This is a genomic window from uncultured Shewanella sp. (assembly GCF_947501225.1).
Classification (GTDB): Bacteria; Pseudomonadota; Gammaproteobacteria; order Enterobacterales; family Shewanellaceae; genus Shewanella.
Window position 1 is genome coordinate 104,175 of sequence record NZ_CANMUW010000008.1, and the last position, 18,119, is coordinate 122,293.

13 protein-coding genes are annotated in these 18,119 nt (G+C 48.9%); 7 read left to right on the forward strand and 6 right to left on the reverse strand.

Features of this window, described 5'->3' with window-relative positions:
• Window positions 1-356: 356 nt before the first annotated feature.
• The 7 genes from Q1B47_RS13140 (at window position 357) to Q1B47_RS13170 (ending at window position 10,232) form a co-directional block, all read left to right on the forward strand.
• A complete protein-coding gene (locus Q1B47_RS13140) occupies window positions 357-1,961 on the forward strand; it encodes an antiporter (protein WP_299794410.1) in 1,605 nt (534 codons plus the stop codon).
• A 143-nt stretch (window positions 1,962-2,104) separates the two neighbouring features.
• Window positions 2,105-5,869 (forward strand): nitrate reductase subunit alpha, encoded by a 3,765-nt coding sequence (locus Q1B47_RS13145; RefSeq protein ID WP_299794413.1) that lies wholly within the window; start codon window positions 2,105-2,107, stop codon window positions 5,867-5,869.
• Between the two features lie 12 nt (window positions 5,870-5,881).
• Window positions 5,882-7,420 carry a nitrate reductase subunit beta gene (narH, locus tag Q1B47_RS13150; RefSeq protein WP_299794416.1) on the forward strand — a complete coding sequence of 513 codons (1,539 nt, stop codon included), beginning with the start codon at window positions 5,882-5,884 and terminating at the stop codon, window positions 7,418-7,420.
• 3 nt (window positions 7,421-7,423) lie between these two features.
• Window positions 7,424-8,158, forward strand: coding sequence for a nitrate reductase molybdenum cofactor assembly chaperone (narJ, locus tag Q1B47_RS13155; RefSeq protein WP_299794419.1), 735 nt, complete (start codon window positions 7,424-7,426; stop codon window positions 8,156-8,158).
• 10 nt (window positions 8,159-8,168) lie between these two features.
• The gene (gene narI / locus Q1B47_RS13160) at window positions 8,169-8,846 is read left to right on the forward strand and encodes a respiratory nitrate reductase subunit gamma (protein ID WP_299794422.1); all 678 of its coding nucleotides are present in this window, start codon (window positions 8,169-8,171) and stop codon (window positions 8,844-8,846) included.
• Window positions 8,847-9,161: 315 nt separating this feature from the next.
• Window positions 9,162-9,977: a peptidylprolyl isomerase gene (locus Q1B47_RS13165; RefSeq protein ID WP_299794425.1), complete on the forward strand. Its 816-nt coding sequence runs from the start codon at window positions 9,162-9,164 to the stop codon at window positions 9,975-9,977.
• Window positions 9,978-10,088: 111 nt separating this feature from the next.
• Window positions 10,089-10,232: a hypothetical protein gene (locus Q1B47_RS13170; protein ID WP_299794428.1), complete on the forward strand. Its 144-nt coding sequence runs from the start codon at window positions 10,089-10,091 to the stop codon at window positions 10,230-10,232.
• A gap of 91 nt (window positions 10,233-10,323) precedes the next feature.
• Here the strand turns inward: Q1B47_RS13170 and Q1B47_RS13175 are convergent, their stop codons facing one another.
• The 6 genes from Q1B47_RS13175 to Q1B47_RS13200 form a co-directional block, all read right to left on the reverse strand.
• Window positions 10,324-10,587 (reverse strand): hypothetical protein, encoded by a 264-nt coding sequence (locus tag Q1B47_RS13175; RefSeq protein ID WP_299794432.1) that lies wholly within the window; start codon window positions 10,585-10,587, stop codon window positions 10,324-10,326.
• Between the two features lie 147 nt (window positions 10,588-10,734).
• Window positions 10,735-11,130: a ribonucleotide reductase subunit alpha gene (locus tag Q1B47_RS13180; protein ID WP_299794434.1), complete on the reverse strand. Its 396-nt coding sequence runs from the start codon at window positions 11,128-11,130 to the stop codon at window positions 10,735-10,737.
• A 133-nt stretch (window positions 11,131-11,263) separates the two neighbouring features.
• A complete protein-coding gene (locus Q1B47_RS13185; RefSeq protein WP_299794437.1) occupies window positions 11,264-12,994 on the reverse strand; it encodes a bifunctional protein-serine/threonine kinase/phosphatase in 1,731 nt (576 codons plus the stop codon).
• Window positions 12,995-13,073: 79 nt separating this feature from the next.
• Window positions 13,074-14,549, reverse strand: a complete 1,476-nt coding sequence (locus tag Q1B47_RS13190) for a NarK family nitrate/nitrite MFS transporter (protein WP_299794440.1) — start codon at window positions 14,547-14,549, stop codon at window positions 13,074-13,076.
• A gap of 552 nt (window positions 14,550-15,101) precedes the next feature.
• Entirely contained in the window at window positions 15,102-17,126 is a 2,025-nt protein-coding gene (locus tag Q1B47_RS13195; RefSeq protein WP_299794444.1) for a DUF3488 and transglutaminase-like domain-containing protein, read from the reverse strand.
• Window positions 17,123-18,112, reverse strand: a complete 990-nt coding sequence (locus tag Q1B47_RS13200; protein WP_299794447.1) for a DUF58 domain-containing protein — start codon at window positions 18,110-18,112, stop codon at window positions 17,123-17,125. Before Q1B47_RS13200 ends, Q1B47_RS13195 begins: the two co-directional genes overlap by 4 nt.
• Between the last annotated feature and the right edge of the window lie 7 nt (window positions 18,113-18,119).

An 18,119-nucleotide genomic window follows, 5' to 3' on the forward strand; every position in this document is an offset into this window, starting at 1 on the left:
GGTTGTATGTGTATTTTATGTTACTACTACTTAATAGTTTGGCCTACTCGCTTTCTCACCATAAAAATTAACAATTCAAAATAAACCTATATTTTTCAGCGCTTTATATCGGGCTCCTTTCTAGTGCTTTAGTAGTAGTTTTGTGTGAGCCAGTGCAAAGTTGCAGGTTTAAACATGATCTGGATCAACTTGTCGATTATCCGTGGTGATACCTTCATCGTCGCAATAACAATATTTGAATGTCAACTAACAAATCAACGCATTCAAAAACGAAGAATAAATTTAAGAATGTTTTCGCCTCTAATTCAGTCGGGATACGAAATAGAGAATAACCTTGTGATCAGTTGGAGAAAATAATGTCTGATATCAAAAAATGGGACGTAGAAGATCCCAAGTTTTGGGACAGTGAAGGGAAGAAAGTTGCCAACCGCAACCTTTGGATCTCTATCCCTAGTCTGTTATGTGGGTTCGCAGTATGGCTATACTGGGGCATCATCACCATCCAGATGTTGAATCTGGGCTTTCCATTTGCAAAATCTGAGCTATTCACCCTGATGGCGGTTGCGGGTCTGACCGGGGCTACACTGCGTATTCCGAGCAGTTTCTTTATCCGTCTGTGTGGCGGACGAAATACCATCGTCTTCACTACGGCGCTGCTGATGATCCCTGCAATCGGTGCGGGTATCGCGCTGCAGGATAAGAATACACCGCTTTGGGTATTCCAGATCCTGGCTCTTCTATCTGGCTTCGGTGGCGGTAACTTCGCCTCATCGATGTCAAATATCAGCTTCTTCTTCCCTAAGAAGCAGCAGGGTCTGGCCTTAGGGCTTAACGCGGGTCTGGGTAACTTCGGTGTGACTACCATGCAGATATTGGTACCGCTGGCGATGACCTTCGGTCTGTTCGGTGGTGAGCCGATGGAACTGGTTAACACCTCAGGTACCCTGATTGGTAAAATTCCTGCAGGCAGTGACGCCTGGATCCATAACGCCGGCTATATCTGGTTACTCTTTCTGATCCCGCTGGCAATCGTCGGTTGGATCGGCATGAACAACATCAAGGCCTCTCATGTCACCCCGGATCTACCGAGTCCTGTTGGTTCTTTCGGTATCATCTCCGGCATGCTTGCCATCGGTTTCCTGACCTCAATATTCGGCCTGTGGCTGATGTTGCCTGAAAAGGTGGGTGGCTCAGGTTTCGGTGTCAGTAAGTGGATTGTACTGCCTATCGTTATCGCGCTGACCGTGTTCCTGCTGAAGCTTATCCCCGGTCAGGTTAAAGAGAACCTGTCTCGCCAGTATAAGATCTTTAATAACAAGCACACCTGGGTGATGAGCGTCATCTATACCATGACCTTCGGTTCATTCATCGGTTTCGCCGCAGGTTTTGGTCTCTCGATTAAGGTTATCTTCGGTTATCAGCATGTGTTGGTCGATGGTGTCATGAACCATGATATGGCCAACCCTAACGGCCCGAGCGCATTGATGTATGCCTGGATGGGGCCTTTCATCGGTGCATTGATTCGTCCGGTCGGTGGTTGGATTGCCGATAAGATGGGTGGCGCCAAGGTGACGCAGATCTGTGCGATCGTGATGGTTACCAGTGCACTGGGTGTTGCTTACTTCATGCAAGCCGCTTATGCCTCTCCTACGCCGCAAGAGTACTTCGTACCTTTCTTAGTGCTGTTCCTTATTCTGTTTGCCGCGACAGGTATCGGTAATGGTTCCACCTTCCGTACCATCTCTATGGTATTCGATAAAGAGCAGGCGGGTCCGGTACTGGGTTGGACATCGGCCGTTGCCGCCTACGGTGCCTTCATCATTCCTAAGGTGCTGGGTGAGCAGATTAAGCTGACTACGCCTGAGAATGCACTCTATGGTTTCGCCTTCTTCTATGCGGTTTGTATCGTCATCAACTGGTGGTTCTATCTGCGCCCAGGCGCCGAGCATCATAACCCTTAATAATCATATTTTTACGCGAAGAGAGTTGACTTGGAGCGACTCTCTTAGGTTATGAGCTTATAAATAATAAAAATTGGTGACTGACGTTTAGTTTTATATCTGAGACTAAGTCGCCGTCAGTCATAGGTCAATGGAGTAAAAAGATGAGTAATTTTCTTGATCGCTTACAGTTCTTAAAGAAGAAAACAGGCGAGTTCAGCGATGGTCATGGTGATACCACCAATGAAAGTCGTGAATGGGAAAACAGTTATCGTCAACGCTGGCAGCACGATAAAGTCGTTCGTTCTACCCACGGTGTAAACTGTACCGGTTCCTGCTCTTGGAAAATCTATGTAAAGAATGGCTTGGTAACCTGGGAAACACAACAAACCGACTACCCAAGAACCCGTCCGGATCTGCCAAACCACGAGCCTCGTGGTTGTCCCCGTGGTGCCAGTTACTCCTGGTACCTCTACAGCGCCAACCGTCTCAAGTATCCGAAAGTGCGTAAGCCACTACTGAAACTATGGCGTCAGGCCCGTGCTAACCAGAACCCAGTCGATGCCTGGGCCTCTATCGTTGAAGATAAGGCCAAGACCCAAGCCTATAAGTCTAAGCGTGGTTTGGGTGGCTTCGTTCGTTCCAGCTGGGATGAAGTCAACGAAATTATCGCCGCGGCTAACGTCTACACCACTAAGACCTATGGTCCGGATCGCGTCATAGGCTTCTCGCCTATTCCGGCCATGTCTATGGTCTCTTATGCTGCAGGTGCACGCTACCTGTCACTCATAGGTGGTGTTTGTCTGAGTTTCTACGACTGGTACTGTGACCTGCCGCCATCATCTCCCATGACCTGGGGTGAGCAAACCGACGTACCTGAGTCTGCCGACTGGTATAACTCAAACTACATCATCGCCTGGGGCTCAAACGTACCTCAGACCCGTACTCCCGATGCGCACTTCTTTACCGAAGTTCGTTATAAGGGGGCCAAAACGGTGTCGATCACACCCGATTACGCCGAAGTATCTAAGATTACCGATGAGTGGCTCAACCCTAAGCAGGGCTCTGATGCTGCGCTGGGAATGGCATTCGGTCACGTTATCTTAAGAGAGTTCCATTTAGATAATCCGAGTGAGTACTTCACTAACTATGTTCGTCAATACACCGACTTCCCTATGTTGGTCGTGCTTGAGAAACATGACGACGAGTCGCTGAAATCGACCCGCTTCCTGCGTGCATCAGATCTGGCCGATAACTTAGGTCAGGAGAATAACCCTGAGTGGAAGACTATCGGTATCGATGAAAATTCCGATGAGTTTGTCTCTCCAACCGGTTCTATCGGTTATCGCTGGGGCGAGAAGGGTAAGTGGAATATCAATGAGCGTGAAGGTAAAGAGGGCAAGGAGACCAAGCTGCAACTGTCACTTATCGGTGGTGATGTCTCACCCGTAGCCTTCCCGCACTTCGCGGCAGACGACACCAACAAGCATTGGGTCTCTTGTGAGCATGATGAGGTTCAGGTCAGAAACGTACCAAGTCGTAAGGTGATGGGAGCTAACGGTGAAGAGCTCACCGTGGCAACCGTATATGACTTGATGATGGCAAACTATGGTCTGGACCGTGGCCTGGGTGGCGGCGGTGTTGCCAGCAGCTACGATCAGGACGTGCCGGGTACACCTGCGTGGCAGGAGAAGATCACCGGCGTTTCACGCGATAAGGTGATTAAGGTTGCCCGTGAGTTTGCAGACACCGCCGACAAGACAAAGGGTAAGGCGATGATCATCGTCGGCGCCGCAATGAACCACTGGTACCACATGGACATGAACTACCGTGGTCTGATCAACATGGTAATGATGTGTGGTTGTGTGGGTCAGTCCGGTGGTGGTTGGTCTCACTATGTGGGTCAGGAAAAGCTACGTCCTCAGACGGGCTGGCAGCCATTGGCATTCGGCCTTGACTGGTCTCGTCCGCCACGTCAGATGAACAGTACCTCCTTCTTCTATAACCACTCTTCACAGTGGCGCCATGAGAAGGTGAGTATCCATGAGGTTCTGTCTCCTCTGGCCGATAAGTCTCAGTTCTCTGAGCATATGCTCGATTACAACATCAAAGCGGAGCGTATGGGGTGGTTGCCATCGGCACCTCAGCTTAATATGAACCCGCTGCATCTGGCTAAGCAGGCTAAAGAAGCCGGCATGGAGCCAAAAGAGTTTGCCGTAAAGCAGCTTAAGTCCGGCGAGCTGAAGTTTGCCAGTGAAGCCCCCGATGCACCGGAAAACTTTCCGCGTAACATCTTCGTTTGGCGCTCTAACTTATTGGGATCTTCGGGTAAGGGCCATGAGTATATGCTCAAGTACCTGCTCGGTGCCAAGAATGGTGTGATGAATGACGATCTCGGAAAGCGTGGCGGATTCAAGCCTGAAGAGGTCGAATGGGTCGATGAGGGCGCTACCGGCAAACTCGACCTTGTGACTACGCTCGATTTCCGCATGTCTTCGACCTGCATGTTCTCCGACATCATACTGCCGACCGCATGCTGGTATGAGAAAGACGATCTGAACACATCCGATATGCACCCGTTCATCCACCCGCTCTCGACGGCTGTGGATCCGGCATGGGAAGCGAGATCGGATTTCGAGATCTATAAGGGCATCGCCAAGGCATTCTCCGAGGTGTGTGTGGGTCACTTAGGCGAAGAGACAGACTTAGTCACTGTGCCTATGCTACACGATACGCCCGGTGAACTGGCTCAACCATTCGACGTTAAGGACTGGAAGAAGGGCGAGTGTGACCTGATTCCGGGCCTGACCGCGCCGAACATGGTGGTGGTAGAGCGCGACTATCCAAATACCTATAAGAAGTTCACCTCATTCGGTCCTGCACTGGATAAGCTGGGTAACGGCGGAAAGGGTATCAACTGGAATACAGACGATGAGATCTTACTGCTTGGTGACCTTAACCATCGCAATACCGATGAAGGGGTGAGTGAGGGGCGTCCTATTATCGAGTCGGCTATCGATGCGGCCGAAACCATCCTGACTCTTGCGCCAGAGACCAATGGTGCGGTAGCGGTTAAAGCCTGGGCTGCGCTCAGTGAAGCTACCGGTATCGATCATACGCACCTTGCCAAGCCTAAGCAGGAGGAGAAGATCCGCTTCCGCGATGTGCAGGCTCAACCACGTAAGATCATCTCATCACCAACCTGGTCGGGTCTGGAAGATGAGCATGTGAGCTATACGGCAGGTTACACCAACGTCCATGAGTTGGTGCCATGGAGAACCATCACAGGACGTCAACAGTTCTATCAGGATCATAAGTGGATGCAGGCCTTCGGTGAGCAGTTTATGTCTTATCGTCCACCGATCAACACCAAGACGGTTGATCTGGTGAAAGGGACTAAGTCAAACGGTAATAAAGAGATCGTACTGAACTGGATCACGCCGCATCAGAAGTGGGGGATTCACAGTACTTACTCCGACAACCTCCTGATGCTGACCCTGTCCCGTGGTGGCCCGATCATCTGGATGAGTGAGATAGATGCCAAAGAGGCCGGTATCGAAGATAACGACTGGATCGAGGTCTTCAATGCCAACGGTGCCATCGCTTGTCGCGCCGTGGTTTCACAACGTGTGAATCAGGGCATGGTGATGATGTATCACGCTCAGGAGCGAATCGTTAACGTACCGGGCAGTGAGATGACAGGTACCCGTGGTGGTCACCATAACTCGGTAACCCGGGTCGTGATGAAGCCGACGCATATGATTGGTGGCTATGCTCAGCAGTCCTGGGGCTTCAATTACTATGGCACTGTGGGTTGTAACCGTGACGAATTTGTTGTGGTGAGAAAGATGGATAATGTTGACTGGTTAGAGGGTTCCAATACCGATGACCTGCCACGTCCACTGCCAACTAACCCAGATGAAGCTTAAGAGGATCTGACCATGAAAATACGTTCTCAAATCGGTATGGTGCTGAACCTCGATAAGTGTATCGGCTGCCATACATGTTCAATTACATGTAAAAATGTATGGACGTCTCGTGAAGGCGTCGAATATGCCTGGTTCAACAACGTTGAAACCAAGCCGGGCATAGGTTATCCCAAGGAGTGGGAAAACCAGGATAAGTGGAATGGCGGTTGGGAGAGAAAGTCCAACGGTGATATTCAGCCCCGTATCGGTGGCAAGTATCGTGTGTTGGCTAATATCTTCGCTAACCCGGATATGCCGGAAATTGACGACTATTATGAGCCGTTCGATTACGACTATCAGCATCTTCATACCGCGCCTATCGTCGAGCATCAGCCGACGGCACGTCCTCGCTCCGTTATCTCAGGTAAGCGAATGGAGAAGATCGAGTGGGGGCCCAACTGGGAGGAGATCTTAGGCAGCGAGTTCGAAAAGCGCAGCAAAGATAAAAACTTCGATAACATGCAAAAAGAGATGTACGGCGAGTTTGAAAATACATTCATGATGTATCTGCCGCGTCTTTGTGAGCACTGTCTGAACCCCGCCTGTGTCGCTTCATGCCCCTCTGGCGCTATCTACAAGCGTGAAGAGGACGGCATCGTCCTGATTGACCAAGAGAAGTGTCGCGGCTGGCGTATGTGTATCAGCGGCTGCCCATACAAGAAGATCTACTACAACTGGAAATCGGGTAAGTCTGAGAAGTGTATCTTCTGTTATCCGCGTATCGAAGCGGGTCAACCAACGGTGTGTTCAGAGACCTGTGTGGGCCGTATCCGTTACCTGGGTGTGTTGCTTTATGATGCGGATAAGATTAAAGAGGTGGCATCGACAGCCTCTGAAACAGACCTGTATGAGAAGCAACTCGAAGTGTTCCTGGATCCATTCGACCCGGCGGTAATCGCTCAGGCCCGCAAGGATGGGATTGCAGACTCAGTTATCACAGCGGCACAGAAGTCACCAGTGTATAAGATGGCGATGGACTGGAAACTGGCACTGCCGCTTCACCCTGAGTACCGCACCTTGCCTATGGTCTGGTATATCCCTGCACTGAGCCCGATTCAGAGTGCGGCCGAAGCCGGCACCCTGGGCAAGGCCGGCGTTATTCCGGATGTACGCTCACTGCGTATTCCGGTTAAGTATCTGGCAAATCTGTTAACAGCGGGTGATGAAGAACCGGTAATACGGGCGCTTGAGCGTATGCTGGCTATGCGTGCCTACAAACGCGCCGAAAATGTCGAAGGCGTAGAGGACTTAGAGGTGCTGCAGCAGGCGGGACTGACTAAGAAGCAAGCCGATGAGATGTATCGTTACCTGGCCATCGCTAATTACGAAGATCGTTACGTTATCCCAAGTGGACACCGTGAGATGAACGTACCTCAGGCCTATGGCGAGAAGAGCGGTTGTGGTTTCACATTCGGTAACGGCTGCAGTGATGGCCAGAGCGGTGTAAACATGTTCGGTGGAAAGAAGATCTCCCGCCGTGACGTGATTAAGACCGTAAAAGTAGGAGAATAAACTGTGCTTATCCTTAAAGTTGTTTCACGTTTATTGGATTATCCGACCGCCGAGCTTTTTAGCGCAGTTGACGAGATAGTTGACGTAGTGAATCAGTCTGATGAACTCAGCCCTCAGGGCCGCGAGCAGTTGGTGGATTTTATCCGCCAACTGACCGGGCGGGATCTATATGACGCTCAGGAGAGCTATGACCTCTTGTTTGACCGGGGGCGTGCGCTCTCTCTGCTCTTGTTTGAACACGTTCACGGTGAGTCCCGTGATCGTGGTCAGGCGATGGTTGACCTGATGAACGTCTATAAATCCAATGGCTTCGAGGTCGATTCATCTCAACTGCCGGATTATATCCCGCTCTATCTTGAGTTTCTGAGTGAGCAATCACCGGAATTTATTCTGGAGTGGCTGGGAGATATCAGTCATATCCTGACCATGTTGTCTGAGCGATTGATCGACCGGAAATGCTACTACAACGTGCTCTTGGATTCACTTATCGAAGTCTCGGGCGCCGATGTAGATCGCGCACAAATTGCTGAAGCTGTCAGCAAGGAGGAGCGTGATGATACCGTCGAAGCCATAGATAAAGAGTGGGAAGATAAAGAGATCCGTTTTGATGATCCCGTGGGTGGGCAGTGTTCGAGTGCGGGAATGCACAACTCGCAAAAATCATTAGATCCAAACACCGTTCATCAAGTACCAATCAAGTGGCATGACGCCGATGCCGCAGAAGTGGCGGGATTGTAAGGAGAAAACTATGTCATATTTAAATTTTTTACTATTTGGGATCTACCCCTTCATTGCACTAACTGTATTCTTTGTCGGTTGCTGGGTTCGCTATGACCGTGAACCCTATAGCTGGAAAGCCGATTCGAGTCAGTTGATGGATAAGAAAGGGTTCCGCCTGGCGAGTAACCTGTTTCATATCGGGGTGATCTTCATCCTGGCTGGTCACTTTGTGGGATTGTTAACGCCTGAGTCGATCTATCATCATTTCATCTCAACGCCTAACAAGCAGTTATTGGCGATGGTCAGTGGTGGATTCTTTGGGGTCGTATGCTTAGTTGGTCTTGTGATGTTGATTAAACGTCGCATGAACAATGATCGCGTGAAGGCCAACACCAGGCGTTCTGATCTTGTCGTGCTCTATATGTTACTCATTCAGGTGATCCTGGGCCTATTAACCGTTGTGGTATCTATGGGCCATCTCGATGGTTCTGTGATGGTGTTACTGGGTACCTGGACCCAGAGTATCGCAACCCTTCAGGGTGTGCAGGCGGCTGCCGCCATCGAGCCGGTAAACATCATCTACAAGTTACATATCCTGGTGGGGTTAACCCTGATCATGATATTCCCGTTTACTCGTCTGGTTCATGTTATCAGTGTGCCGGTGAAGTATTTTGCAAGGAATTATCAGATAGTTCGTCAGCGTTAATCTATGGCCGATAGCAGCTGATATAGTCAGCGGACAGGAGTGCCTGTCCGCTTATATCGGGTTTCAACAGGCGTTTAGATTAACGATTGAGATTAAGGAGTCTGATTTCAATCGTTAGTAAAAACTGAAATGGATATCTGTATTGCGCTTTAATGTTCAGATAAAACTCAGCTAAATAGTCGATGCCATAACGGCCGATGTGAGTTAGCTTTTGAAGATATATCTCTGTCAAAATTAAATCAGGTGTAAACCGCTAATAGAGCCAATAAAGTTAACCTTTTGGCTCTATGGCCAATAATTAAAAGAGTAGTAATTATGAGTTCATGTGGCACAAGTACCCCAACGACACCATCTAAGGAAGCTTTACCGGTTATCAGAGTAAATGGTGTAACGATTGAAGAGACCGATCTCGCTAACGAGCTTCAGTATCACGCGAACAGTAACTTTGATCTGGTTGTTCAGCAAGCCGGCCAGACCTTAGTGATCAGGCAGCTGTTGATTGAACAGGCTCAAAAGCACGGCTTCGATGTAACCGGTGACAATGAAGAGGCCGGTGTGCAGCAACTGCTGGAGACTCAGGTGAGTTATGATGACCCTAAAGAGGAGGATTGTAAGCGCTACTTTGATAATAACCGGGAAAAGTTTACCACTATGCCGCTTATGGAGGTTGATCATATTCTGTTAGCCGCAGCCAAAGATGATATCGATGGCAGAGACGATGCTAAGACAGATGCATTAGATATCATCTCCCGCCTGCAAAAGGATCCCTCTTTGTTTGCAGAACTGGCTAAACATCACTCGGCTTGCCCCTCTAAAGATACCGGCGGTTCGCTGGGACAGATCAGCAACGGGCAGACTGTGCCTGAATTTGAAAAACAACTGATGCTGCTACCACAAGGTTTAGCGCCTAAGCCTATCGAATCACGCTATGGCTTCCATGTGGTCAATATTGCCCGCAAGATAGATGGCAAGCCTCTGGAGTACGAGATGGTTTACGATAAGGTGCGTGGTTATCTGGTTCACCGTGCATCACATCTGGCTATTCAGGCCTATATCCATGGGCTGGTGGAGATGGCAGACGTTGAGGGGGTAGAAGTTAAATTTGCAGATGAGAACATATATGTCCAATAGCAGATGAAGCGAACCTTCAGAGCTGGAAGTTGCCAGTCACTGTAGATTTGATGAAGAAGCGGCAGAAATGCCGCTTCTTGCGTTGATGAGTTGAAAATGTCGGAGAGGGGCTTGGTTATTGATAGAGTGATTCCGATAGCCTCTATCCTTGGCTCTGTTGATGACGAAGGGGGCTTCTCTCTGAATGTGCCTATGGTCACGGCTATCGAGAGTAATATTATGGCGTTAAAAAATACCGGCATGACATCAAAATAGTAGCCGGGTTCATGGTTTCTATAGCCACCAGTTACCGCCGTCGGCTCACCGGCTTGCTACAGGGGCTGGGAGTTTTCAAATACCGCAGGGATCAGATCAGCTTATTTTTCTTCATGGAGCGGTGTACCTTAGTGCCGATTCTTGCCAGATCAGAGAGATCCAGTAAACTGGGTTTTTCGTGATTTTCCAGTTTGCACTCCCAATATTCGACCTCTGAGCTGATGTACTCCATCAGCTTTTTCGGGCAACCTACGCATACGCCCGCACAGATCTCATGCTCAGGCATACCAAAAGGCAGCGCCTGTTTGATCTGTTCTATGAGGATATACATGGCCTGGGTCGTATCAGGTTTCAAATCGGGGATCCACGTGAGGTAAGTTCACTCTCTATAACTCTCATTTAGTTAGGCTGTGGGTATCGGCTGTTGGCAACAAATTTGCCGCCGTCACAAAGGAGGGCGGCGATTACCGGCTGACCATGCCTATTATAACTAAATGCTGCTTTAAGCGTTAGCTTTCAACTCTATTGGGTTCTCATCACGGTCAAAGATGACGTACCTGCCTATGCCGTTACCTGTCTCGATATCGTTGGCCATCTTGTTAAGAAATGGCTCGGCTTCATCCGATGTTGGTGCAACACCGTCTTCGCCACTGAGGCTGGCAATAAAGACAAAGTTCCACTGTTTGGCTATAGAGTCAGCCTCTTTGACCAGGGCGTCGAAGGTCGTGAGCTCTGATGGAAGTTTATCTACACACATCACCGGGGATATGGTTCCCCTCTGGTGTTTCTTACTCTTCTTGGGATTGGTTGATTCTGCGTTGGCAAAAAGAAACATCAGGCGTTGAGGGGCCGATTGCTCCTTCGTCATCTTGAGAAGTTCTTTAAACATTTTTATCATGTAATTCTCACTTTATATTATTGTTTCAGCCAGATAGAAGTTCCCAATCTGACCTGGTTCTTAATCTGAACAGGCATTGGAAGCTCGCTAATCAGACACATATATTTAACTGTCGCTTAACGGACAGAGCCGCTTACCCCTGCTTAAACATTGCGACGACTAATATCAGCATCAAGATCCAAAAACCGGATAACAATTGCCAAAATAGCACCTGGCTCCTGTTTTTTGTGACCTTGGGATCATCGCGCAGATAAACAGGATTTGGATTTTTTAAATCCGTCAGGAATTCATCGATACTTTCATAGCGCTCCTCAAGATCGAACGCTACACCCCGCTGTAAAGTTCTGTCGAACCACAAAGGGATAATCGGATTAACTTCGTTAGCAGGTATATAGCGCAGCCTGTCATATTCGAATGCGGTTTGGCACTCCTCTATCTTCTCGCCGTAGGGCAATTTGCCGCAAAACAGCTCATAGGTGATGGTGGCCAGCGCATACAGGTCGCCCTGGATCCCCGTATTTTGACCGAGCAGATACTTGGGATCAGAGTAGGTAGCGGTTCCAAGCACGCCTTCGTGCTCCAGGGGGATAAAAATTTCGGCAAGGCCGGCAACAAATACCGATCCAAAGTCGACAATCTTTATGTTGTTTTGCCCGTCGATTAAGATATTGGCAGGTTTCAGATCCTGATGTATGGTTTCAGTGTTATGAAACGCGGCCAACCCTTTTGCAATCTTCTCAACGATGGAGATTGCCACTTTCGGCTTGGGAAAGTGGTTTTGTTTCATCCACTTATCCATAGATACGCCGTGTACATACTCCATCAGATAATATAAGCAGGTTCTCGGTCTTTTTTGCTCGATAATCTTAACGACGTACTCGCTGGTGATACGTTTGCCTATCCACTCCTCCTGTATAAACCTATCGATATAGCCGGTATCCTCCTCATAGGTGACAGACGGCGTCTTCATCACCATCTGCTCACCGGTTTCCATATCTTCCACCAGGTAGAGTTGACTGCGGCTGCTGGCAAAGAGCTCTTTGATCACCTTATAGCCGTCGAGTTTGACGCCCGGATCCAGGGGGGGCGGGAAGGGTAAACGTAGTAACTTAGTGTTGTAATCATTGAGGCTCTCGTTAGGAAGTGTTTTGACCTGAGCAATGACCCCGCTGATATTATCGTCACTGCCATTGTCGAATGCGTATTTGGCAAGCAGATCGATCTTCTCCTGCTCTGAGACGTCTAATGCAAGGGTTTCGATAAGCATATCCTGCTCGACAAAGTCATGGATCCCATCTGAGGTCGCAAGCAGGAGGTCGTTATCTTGCAGATCCAGGCTGCTGTAATCTATCTGCAGGCAGTTATCCATACCTACAGCACGAGCCAGGAAGCTCCGCCCGGTGGCGATACTGGCTATATGGTCTCTGGTCAGCTGCTTGAGCTCATTATCGCGGAACAGGTAGGCCCTGCTGTCTCCCACATGAAACAGATGGCAGGTGCGGGACTTTACCACCAGTCCGGTGAAGGTAGTCAGATAACCTTTCTCTTCGTTAGCAAATTCATGGCTGCGTTTAAAGAGGGTGATATTGATGTTTGAGAGTAACTTTTGTCCGGCATGTTTTACTGACCAGGTATCCGGGGTGGGGTAGTAGTCATCGATGAAGCGCTTTACAGCTGTTTCACTCGCATCCTTACCCGCTTCCGCACTGCTGACACCATCGGCGACGGCGAGTGTGATCCCTTTGCCCTCTAGTAATCTATCTTCCGCAGGAACATAAAATCCAACCGCATCTTCATTAATATCCTTTAAACCTTTTTCGCTATGGCTTGCCAGATTCATGCTTAGACGATTGGATTTTGTCATAATAAATATCTTTTATTAATAGATGTTTAGATAGAAAAACATACCAGTAATCAACCGCTCATTCCAATCTCGATTGAGATTAGTTAACATCGATGAGCTCAACGGTACCATCTTCATTTACCTCAGCCATATGACCCTTTGGTTCATTGAGGAACATAACGGCAAAGAAGATAAGTGCAGCCGATGCCGCGATGACCATGAAGAAGGTGCTGTAATCGACGAATGAGAGCACGGTCAGGTAAGTTACCGCACCTACGTTACCATATGCACCTGCCATCCCCGCTATCTGCCCCGTCATACGGCGCTTCACCAGAGGGACGATTGCAAACACCGCCCCTTCACCCGCTTGAACGAAGAATGAGCAGCACATGGTTGCAATAACTGCCAGCGGGATAAACCAGCTTCCGTCAACCTGACTCAATATTGAGTAACCTATGGCAAGGCCACCGATGAAGATCATCAGGCTCTTACGGCGACCAAACTTATCACTGAACCAGCCGCCGGTAGGACGCGCGACCAGATTCATGAAGGCGAAACCTGAAGCGAGCAGACCGGCTTTAACCGGGTCTAGTCCCTCGAAGGTCTCCAGGAAGAAAAGAGGAAGCATAGAGACAACGGCTAGCTCAGAACCGAAGGTAACGAAGTAAGCGACATCTAAGATGGCAACTTGTTTAAATTGATACTTATCGATATCGGCGACACCTTTAGTCAGGTTGTCTTTATTAACACGCCAGATAGAGTTGACCTGAATGAAAAACAGGATAACCAAGCCAAACCACATCAGATACATGACTTCGGTGGTAAACAGACTCACACCCGATGGAGATAGCTTCCAGGCGAGCACTCCCAGAGCAAGGTACATAGGGATGTTCATCAATAGGTAGAAGTAAAAGTCTTTCTTGCTGGTCACCTCAAGTCCGCCGGACTTTTTGGGTTTGAAGTAAGTTGAGCCTTTAGGTGTGTTACGCGCCATGGTGTAGAAGAAGAAGCCATAGAGGCCCGCAATGATACCCGTTAGCCCCAGTGCGTATCTCCATCCATCATCGCCGCCGAAAGCATAGGCGATTGTCGGTAGTGACATTGCTGCAGCTGCAGAGCCGAAGTTACCCCAGCCACCGTAGATACCCTCGGCGATACCGACCTGCTTTGCCGGGAACCATTCACCCACGAGGCGAATACCGATCACAAAGCCGGCACCGACAAAACCGAGGAGGAATCTGAACAGGGCAAGCTGTTCGAAGCTGTTGGCCATTGCAAAGCCCATGCAGACAACGGATGAGGAGATCAGCAATCCGGAGTAGATAATTCTGGGACCATATTTGTCGACTAAGATACCTACAATAATTCGTGCAGGAATGGTCAAGGCAACGTTAAGAATCAGCAAAGCCTTAACTTGTGCAGCAGTCAGGTCAAACGCCTCTTTAATAAAAACCAGCAGAGGAGCATGACTGAACCAGACGACAAACGTTAAGAAAAAAGCGAACCAGGTTACATGAAGTGTTTTAATTTTCGGATCTGCAAAATTGAGCAGATTCATTTTCCCTTCGTTAGACATTTAATTAACTCCATCAAGTTATTACGAAGAAATTTCATTCTCTCTTTGTATAAATGTTAATTATTTTATTTTTTTGTAACTGGTGATAGTTTGCGCTAATTACACAGGCGTTTGTTGATTTGCATCAAGGATGTGGCGAATGTATGACGAATGTGCTCTATTTTGACGATATCTGACATTAATCACGCTTGGTCTGTGATCCCGGTCTCGTTTGGGTGCTGGTTTGTGTGCTTGGTAGGCCTGCTTGTTGCTGTTTTGTTGTTTTTTACTACCCTAAATGGGGTAGGTGTTTGTCGGGTTTAGTCAGCTAGTAACGGCTTGGAGCAGGGCTGATATGGAATCAATTTTGTGTTAATTCGACTCAAAACTAGCAATGACTTTAGTTATTTCCCTCCATTTCATATATCTATCTGACCAGTATTTAAATTTGAGTGTTTTGTTTTGGTTGAGCCTATTTGTGGTGCACCTAAAGAGGATAAAAAAATACCCCTTGAAATAATCTACTTATTACTGGGTAGTTATTTGGTCGATGTTTCATATTTTTTGATCTTTTTAAGCCTTTTTGCCATTGATTATTTTTAGCTTCAACTTTCTCGACTGTTGTAAAAATAGTTTTACCGTCTGTTTTCTTCCGTTTGCCGACAGAGGTTGATATTTCAGTGCCACATAGTATTTGGTAAACAGGGCGAAATCGTCGGCGATGGCGGGAAAGTTCTGCTGTACCGTTTGAGAGTAATCTATGGGCCCCTGTCTTGTGTCACGTATGAGTCCTTTTTTCTCCAGTAAGCGGCATATTCTCAGGTAGGTTGAGCTGATCCTGTCCTTGCCACGGCTAAAGTGGATCAAGCCGGCGCTGTAGGCGATAGCGAGGCCGATAAGAGCGATACTCAGCAACACGAAGATGGCAACTTTTTTCTGGGTCACCTCTCCCAGTAACTTTTGCAGCACCTGCCTTTGTTTGTTGGTGTCGAAACCAAGAACCCAGACACTCCAATAAAAATCAATACTTGCAAGTGTCAGCCTTAATTCGTTGAGAAGTGGAAACTCCCTTAGCCGCAATGGGCTGAAGGGGCTGTCTAACAGGTAGCTGTCCTGTGCCTGAAAATAGGAGTCAAATCCCTGTAATACCCGCTGGGGGGCGATCATGGCCGTAGGGTCAAACCTTACCCAGCCCTTATCCTCTAACCAGACCTCTGTCCATGCGTGAGCCATATATTGATAGATACTGAGGTATCCTGCATTTTGGTTTATCTCCCCTCCCTGATAACCGGTGACTAAGCGTGCCGGAAGGCCTGAAGCCCTGGCCATAAATGCGAAAGCGCTGGCGTAATGTACACAGAAACCCGCTTTGTTTTCGAACAGAAAGTCATCTATCTGCTGGGGACCGACCTGCGGCGGGGTGAGGGTATAGAAGTAGGGTTGCTCGGTGAAGTACTTCATCATGGCATTGAGTCTCGTTTCAGGCTCGGGGAAGCGTGTCTCAAATGCCTTTGCCAGGTCAAAGGTTCTGGGGTTAATTCCATCGGGGAGTTGTAAGTTAAGCTGCCTGACCTCGTCATCTAGCCTACTGTCCATAGTATAATCCGGATAGGATTCGACCCGGTATTGAAACTTCTGATCCAGACTTCTCACCGAATAGAGGCGATAGTCAGGTAGGTTGATGATACCGCTATCACTGCTGAACGCCGTATCCAGACCAAAGAGCCAGTGCTGATTGCTGGGTTCGGCTATCACCGAATACTGTATCGATTGACCTTCGGGCCTGACCCTTTTTGGCGTCCGAAATGGCGTGTTTTCTTCGATATCATCGATACTCTTGTTCTGGGTCCAGCGCCGCCCGTCGTAATCCTCCATCACCAGGGCTCGCCAGTACAGTTGATGGTTACCGGGGGGGGATTGTGTAAAGTCTGCCCTGAAGGCCAATTCCGCCGAGCGGGTCAGCTCGGTAATGTCACCGAAACTGACCTCATCGGATAAGCCGGTTTCTGTTGACTTCTGCTGTGGCACCAACCAAAGCGGCGGGAGTCTTGGCAGTACAAGAAAGAGCAGCGCGGCCAGCGGCAGGCTCTGAAACAGCAGTTTAAAGCATATGCGGGCGGTCTCTTTTAACTTCACATCTTCTCTGTAGAGGCTGACCAAGACACAAGTATTTATCCCGGCGACAAAGGTGAGGTTGATGGCATAGAAGATAGATTGCTGGTCTATGAAGGTGATGGCGATAAGGAAGTAACCCACAAGTACTACCGTTCTCACGTCACGCCTGTTTCTCATCTCGATGTATTTAAGGGCATAACCTAAGATGAGCAGGTTGATGAGCCCGTTTAATATCCCTATCTCTGAGGTGACCAGAGCCAACGTGATGGCTGATGCTATGGCCAGGCCGGTGACAAGGTACCTGGGGGGCTTAGCCACCTTGCCGACAAAGATACCAAAGCGCCAGACAAGGCAGATGCCACAAATGGCCAGGGTCCAGGGGGTGAATTTATCGTACAGGGGGGCGAGAACGGCAATATTGACGATAAGCAGCCATAGCAGGCTGTGCCGGGAGATGATCTCTTGCTGGCTGGTTTGACTCATGAGCTCTCCCCATCGACAGCTGGGATCAAGGCCAGCTGTTGAAGGCAGTGTACCCGGTGGGAGTCACCCACAGAGGGGGCAATTTTCCTGCGGCCGATGACCAGGCCGAATGCCTCTCCCCGCTCACTCATCTTGTCGATTGTCCAGGTCAATTCGCTAATCTGTTTTTCAAGCTCGCTTGCTTTAAGATCTTCTATGACCAGCCAGTGGGGTTTCCCCTGAGGCTGCTGGAACTCTTTACTAAGCATACCCCGTCCCTGTGCAAGCTGTTTCCAGGCGACCTGTTTCAATGATTCACCCGGAATATGTTGTTTGAGCCCCTTAAACTCATCGACCCCGGGGACATGGCTGCCTCTGTCATCGATGAGATGTTCGTTATCTGCATCTAAAGATTTGAGTTGTGACTGAGAGGGTAAAGGCCTGGCAAAGACTATGTGTGGATTATCAAGGTTTACATGTGACCAGGCCCGGCATAGTCCGAGAGGGTATCTCGATTCGAGCTTTATCCGGCCCGGTGAAACACGGCCGCGCTCAAGGTTGTCAAATGGCAGCAGCGCCTGTGTGGGCTCCTCCTCGACGGTTTTTACTATCTGAATCGGGTTATCGGGATAGTTGAGCAGAACCTCATACTGGTGTTGAACAGAGGAGAGGGTGACCGGGAACACTATGGTTTCGCCGGCATAGGCTTGTGGTGAAGCAGAAGCTGTGATTGTTAGCCCGGCGAGATTACGATAGCTGTAGATGATGCAGGTGTTAAACAGGCTGAGTAACAGTATGCTTAAGCCGATGACCAGATTATTCTGATAGTTGGTTCCGAAGATAAATAGGATCAGCACCAAAAGGATCCAGAACAAACCAAAACCCGTCGGAAGTATGAAGATACTCTTATGAGCAAGGGTAACTTGTGTGGCAGGGGGCAGGCGTCTGTTGAGCCATTGAGCCCACCAGAGGTTGAGTCTGTGTCGTCTTGCGCTACGTTTGTTCATCGTAGAG